At 49.2% G+C, this 5,392-nt stretch carries 2 tRNA genes and 3 rRNA genes; all 5 read right to left on the minus strand.

Annotation, left to right across the window (positions count from 1 at the left end):
• Positions 1–21: 21 nt before the first annotated feature.
• Positions 22–136, minus strand: a 5S ribosomal RNA gene (gene rrf, locus AC1M84_RS14155).
• Between the two features lie 180 nt (positions 137–316).
• Positions 317–3,208: ribosomal RNA gene (locus tag AC1M84_RS14160) — 23S ribosomal RNA — on the minus strand.
• Between the two features lie 379 nt (positions 3,209–3,587).
• Positions 3,588–3,663 (minus strand) — tRNA-Ala (locus AC1M84_RS14165).
• Positions 3,664–3,702: 39 nt separating this feature from the next.
• Positions 3,703–3,779 (minus strand) — tRNA-Ile (locus AC1M84_RS14170).
• A gap of 61 nt (positions 3,780–3,840) precedes the next feature.
• Positions 3,841–5,378 (minus strand): 16S ribosomal RNA (locus AC1M84_RS14175).
• Together the 16S, 23S and 5S rRNA genes with 2 tRNA genes alongside form the textbook arrangement of a ribosomal RNA operon.
• Positions 5,379–5,392: the final 14 nt, after the last annotated feature.

A 5,392-nucleotide genomic window follows, 5' to 3' on the forward strand; every position in this document is an offset into this window, starting at 1 on the left:
AAGGGGGTGTTTAGAATAATGAGCTGGCGATGACTTACTCTCACATGGGTAACCCCACACTACCATCAGCGCTAAGAGGTTTCACTTCTGAGTTCGGGAAGGGATCAGGTGGTTCACTCTTGCTATTGTCGCCAGCACAACTGTTGTGACTTTGCTTAGGTCTTATTCGCATGTATTGTTTGCGTGCCTTTGCTTGGTCAAAGAAGTTATTAACAGCTATTTGAGTTTCTTTAATTTGTGCAGTTTAGCGTTTTATCTAACTAAATCAAGTTATTTGTCATGATTTGAACCACAACACCAACTGTTTGGGTGTTGTATAGTCAAGCCTCACGAGTAATTAGTATTGGTCAGCTTCATACGTCACCGTACTTCCACATCCAACCTATCAACGTTGTAGTCTTCAACGGCTCTTTAGAGGACATAAAGTCCTTGGGAAATCTAATCTTGAGGTAGGCTTCCCGCTTAGATGCTTTCAGCGGTTATCCCTTCCGAACATAGCTACCCGGCGATGCGACTGGCGTCACAACCGGTACACCAGAGGTTCGTCCACTCTGGTCCTCTCGTACTAGGAGCAGATCCTCTCAAATTTCCAACGCCCACGGTAGATAGGGACCGAACTGTCTCACGACGTTCTAAACCCAGCTCGCGTACCTCTTTAAATGGCGAACAGCCATACCCTTGGGACCTGCTTCAGCCCCAGGATGAGATGAGCCGACATCGAGGTGCCAAACACCGCCGTCGATATGAACTCTTGGGCGGTATCAGCCTGTTATCCCCAGAGTACCTTTTATCCGTTGAGCGATGGCCCTTCCATACAGAACCACCGGATCACTAAGACCTACTTTCGTACCTGCTCGACTTGTGGGTCTCGCAGTTAAGCGCGCTTTTGCCTTTATACTCTACGCGTGATTTCCGACCACGCTGAGCGCACCTTCGTACTCCTCCGTTACTCTTTAGGAGGAGACCGCCCCAGTCAAACTACCCACCAGACATGGTCCTCGCTCCAGATAATGGAGCAGAGTTAGAACCTCAATATTACCAGGGTGGTATTTCAAGGACGGCTCCATAGAAACTGGCGTTTCTACTTCAAAGCCTCCCACCTATCCTACACAAGTAAGATCAAAGTTCAATGTCAAGCTGCAGTAAAGGTTCACGGGGTCTTTCCGTCTAGCCGCGGGTACACCGCATCTTCACGGCGAATTCGATTTCACTGAGCCTCTGCTGGAGACAGCGCCGCCATCATTATGCCATTCGTGCAGGTCGGAACTTACCCGACAAGGAATTTCGCTACCTTAGGACCGTTATAGTTACGGCCGCCGTTTACTGGGGCTTCGATCAAGAGCTTCGCTTACGCTAACCCCATCAATTAACCTTCCAGCACCGGGCAGGCATCACACCCTATACGTCCACTTTCGTGTTTGCAGAGTGCTATGTTTTTAATAAACAGTTGCAGCGGCCTGGTTTCTGAGGCTGCCAGTAGCTCAAGGAGCAAGTCCTATCACCGCCGGCAGCGTACCTTCTCCCGAAGTTACGGTACCATTTTGCCTAGTTCCTTCAGCAGAGTTCTCTCAAGCGCTTTGGTCTACTCGACCTGACCACCTGTGTCGGTTTCGGGTACGATTCCTGTGTAACTGAAGCTTAGAGACTTTTCCTGGAAGTATGGTATCAGCCACTTCGCTAGTAAACTAGCTTGCTATCGATTCTCAGCATAGAGTACCCCGGATTTGCCTAAGATACATGCCTACAATCTTCCACCTGGACAACCAACGCCAGGCTGACTTAACCTTCTCCGTCCTCTCATCGCATTACACAGAAGTATTGGAATATTAACCAATTTCCCATCGACTACGCCTCTCGGCCTCGCCTTAGGGGTCGACTCACCCAGCCCCGATTAACGTTGGACTGGAACCCTTGGTCTTTCAGCGAACGGGTTTTTCACCCGTTTTATCGTTACTCACGTCAGCATTCGCACTTCTGATACCTCCAGCAGACTTCTCAATCCACCTTCATCGGCTTACAGAACGCTCCCCTACCACTTGCAATAAATTGCAAATCCGCAGCTTCGGTACATAGTTTTAGCCCCGTTACATCTTCCGCGCAGGCCGACTCGACTAGTGAGCTATTACGCTTTCTTTAAAGGGTGGCTGCTTCTAAGCCAACCTCCTAGCTGTCTATGCCTTCCCACATCGTTTCCCACTTAACTATGATTTAGGGACCTTAGCTGGCGGTCTGGATTGTTTTCCTCTTGACTACGGACGTTAGCACCCGCAGTCTGTCTCCCGGATAGTACTCATTGGTATTCGGAGTTTGCATCGGTTTGGTAAGTCGGGATGACCCCCTAGCCGAAACAGTGCTCTACCCCCAATGGTATTCGTCCGAGGCGCTACCTAAATAGCTTTCGGGGAGAACCAGCTATCACCAGGCTTGATTAGCCTTTCACCCCTATCCACAAGTCATCCCCTGGCTTTTCAACGACAGTGGGTTCGGTCCTCCAGTAAGTGTTACCTCACCTTCAACCTGCTCATGGATAGATCGCCTGGTTTCGGGTCTACACCCAGCAACTAAACGCCCTATTAAGACTCGATTTCTCTACGGCTCCCCTATTCGGTTAACCTTGCTACTGAATGTAAGTCGCTGACCCATTATACAAAAGGTACGCAGTCACATCACGAAGATGCTCCCACTGCTTGTATGCATGCGGTTTCAGGATCTATTTCACTCCCCTCACAGGGGTTCTTTTCGCCTTTCCCTCACGGTACTGGTTCACTATCGGTCAGTCAGGAGTATTTAGCCTTGGAGGATGGTCCCCCCATATTCAGACAAGGTTTCACGTGCCCCGCCCTACTCGACATCATCATGTAAGCCCTTTCGTGTACAGGACTATCACCTACTATGGTTGCACTTCCCAGAGCATTCCACTAAAGCTTACATAACTTAATGGGCTTTTCCCCTTTCGCTCGCCGCTACTGAGGGAATCTCAATTGATTTCTTTTCCTACGGGTACTGAGATGTTTCACTTCCCCGCGTTTGCCTTGCAACACTATGTATTCATGTTGCAATACCTATCTTATGATAGGTGGGTTCCCCCATTCAGAAATCTCCGGATCACAGGATATTTGCCGCCTCCCCGGAGCTTTTCGCAGGCTATCACGTCTTTCATCGCCTCTGACTGCCAAGGCATCCACCACATGCACTTAATTACTTGACTATACAACCCCAAACAGTCGTTCGACCCTACAAGTAGATCGTTCAACATTACAGTTTGAAGTACTGTGTATCTAAACACTGTACAGCTTCAATTCAAATTCATATACCAAAACGCTTGATTCAGTTAATTTCGCTAGTTCTCATTTCAATCACTTCAACTTAATAACTTACGTTATTTCGTTTCCGCTCTTTCTATGAGTATGAACAAATTATTTCAACTCAAATATATGCTGTTAATGATTCACTACGTCTTCGTCAGATCGCAGTCAACTGTGATAAATCACAGAGCTTAATAATCAAGGCGTGCAGTATACACAGCTTTATTACTAAGCTCTATAAGCTATCAACTCGTTTGCTTACTACGTATTCGAATGAATACGTGGTGGAGACTAGGAGAGTCGAACTCCTGACCTCCTGCGTGCAAAGCAGGCGCTCTACCAACTAAGCTAAGTCCCCAGCTTATCATTTAGATCAATGTATCGTATGAGTATGTCATGGTGGGTCTGACAAGACTTGAACTTGTGACCCCACGCTTATCAAGCGTGTGCTCTAACCAACTGAGCTACAGACCCTCAGATACATCGTCATGAAGAACAACTTGTTGTGGATTCTTACCAATCGTCAATCTTTCGTTAAGGAGGTGATCCAGCCGCAGGTTCCCCTACGGCTACCTTGTTACGACTTCACCCCAGTCATCGGCCACACCGTGGTAAGCGTCCTCCTTGCGGTTAGACTACCTACTTCTGGTGCAACAAACTCCCATGGTGTGACGGGCGGTGTGTACAAGGCCCGGGAACGTATTCACCGCGGCATTCTGATCCGCGATTACTAGCGATTCCGACTTCATGGAGTCGAGTTGCAGACTCCAATCCGGACTACGATCGGCTTTTTGAGATTAGCATCCTATCGCTAGGTAGCAACCCTTTGTACCGACCATTGTAGCACGTGTGTAGCCCTGGTCGTAAGGGCCATGATGACTTGACGTCGTCCCCGCCTTCCTCCAGTTTGTCACTGGCAGTATCCTTAAAGTTCCCGGCTTAACCCGCTGGCAAATAAGGAAAAGGGTTGCGCTCGTTGCGGGACTTAACCCAACATCTCACGACACGAGCTGACGACAGCCATGCAGCACCTGTATGTAAGTTCCCGAAGGCACCAATCCATCTCTGGAAAGTTCTTACTATGTCAAGACCAGGTAAGGTTCTTCGCGTTGCATCGAATTAAACCACATGCTCCACCGCTTGTGCGGGCCCCCGTCAATTCATTTGAGTTTTAGTCTTGCGACCGTACTCCCCAGGCGGTCTACTTATCGCGTTAGCTGCGCCACTAAAGCCTCAAAGGCCCCAACGGCTAGTAGACATCGTTTACGGCATGGACTACCAGGGTATCTAATCCTGTTTGCTCCCCATGCTTTCGTACCTCAGCGTCAGTATTAGGCCAGATGGCTGCCTTCGCCATCGGTATTCCTCCAGATCTCTACGCATTTCACCGCTACACCTGGAATTCTACCATCCTCTCCCATACTCTAGCTTCCCAGTATCGAATGCAATTCCCAAGTTAAGCTCGGGGATTTCACATCCGACTTAAGAAGCCGCCTACGCACGCTTTACGCCCAGTAAATCCGATTAACGCTCGCACCCTCTGTATTACCGCGGCTGCTGGCACAGAGTTAGCCGGTGCTTATTCTGCGAGTAACGTCCACTATCCAAGAGTATTAATCTTAGTAGCCTCCTCCTCGCTTAAAGTGCTTTACAACCAAAAGGCCTTCTTCACACACGCGGCATGGCTGGATCAGGCTTCCGCCCATTGTCCAATATTCCCCACTGCTGCCTCCCGTAGGAGTCTGGGCCGTGTCTCAGTCCCAGTGTGGCGGATCATCCTCTCAGACCCGCTACAGATCGTCGCCTTGGTAGGCCTTTACCCCACCAACTAGCTAATCCGACTTAGGCTCATCTATTAGCGCAAGGCCCGAAGGTCCCCTGCTTTCTCCCGTAGGACGTATGCGGTATTAGCATCCCTTTCGAGATGTTGTCCCCCACTAATAGGCAGATTCCTAAGCATTACTCACCCGTCCGCCGCTAGGTCCAGTAGCAAGCTACCTTCCCCCGCTCGACTTGCATGTGTTAAGCCTGCCGCCAGCGTTCAATCTGAGCCATGATCAAACTCTTCAGTTTAAAATCAATAGTAC

It is taken from the genome of Acinetobacter sp. 24-47-66, from assembly GCF_056779755.1.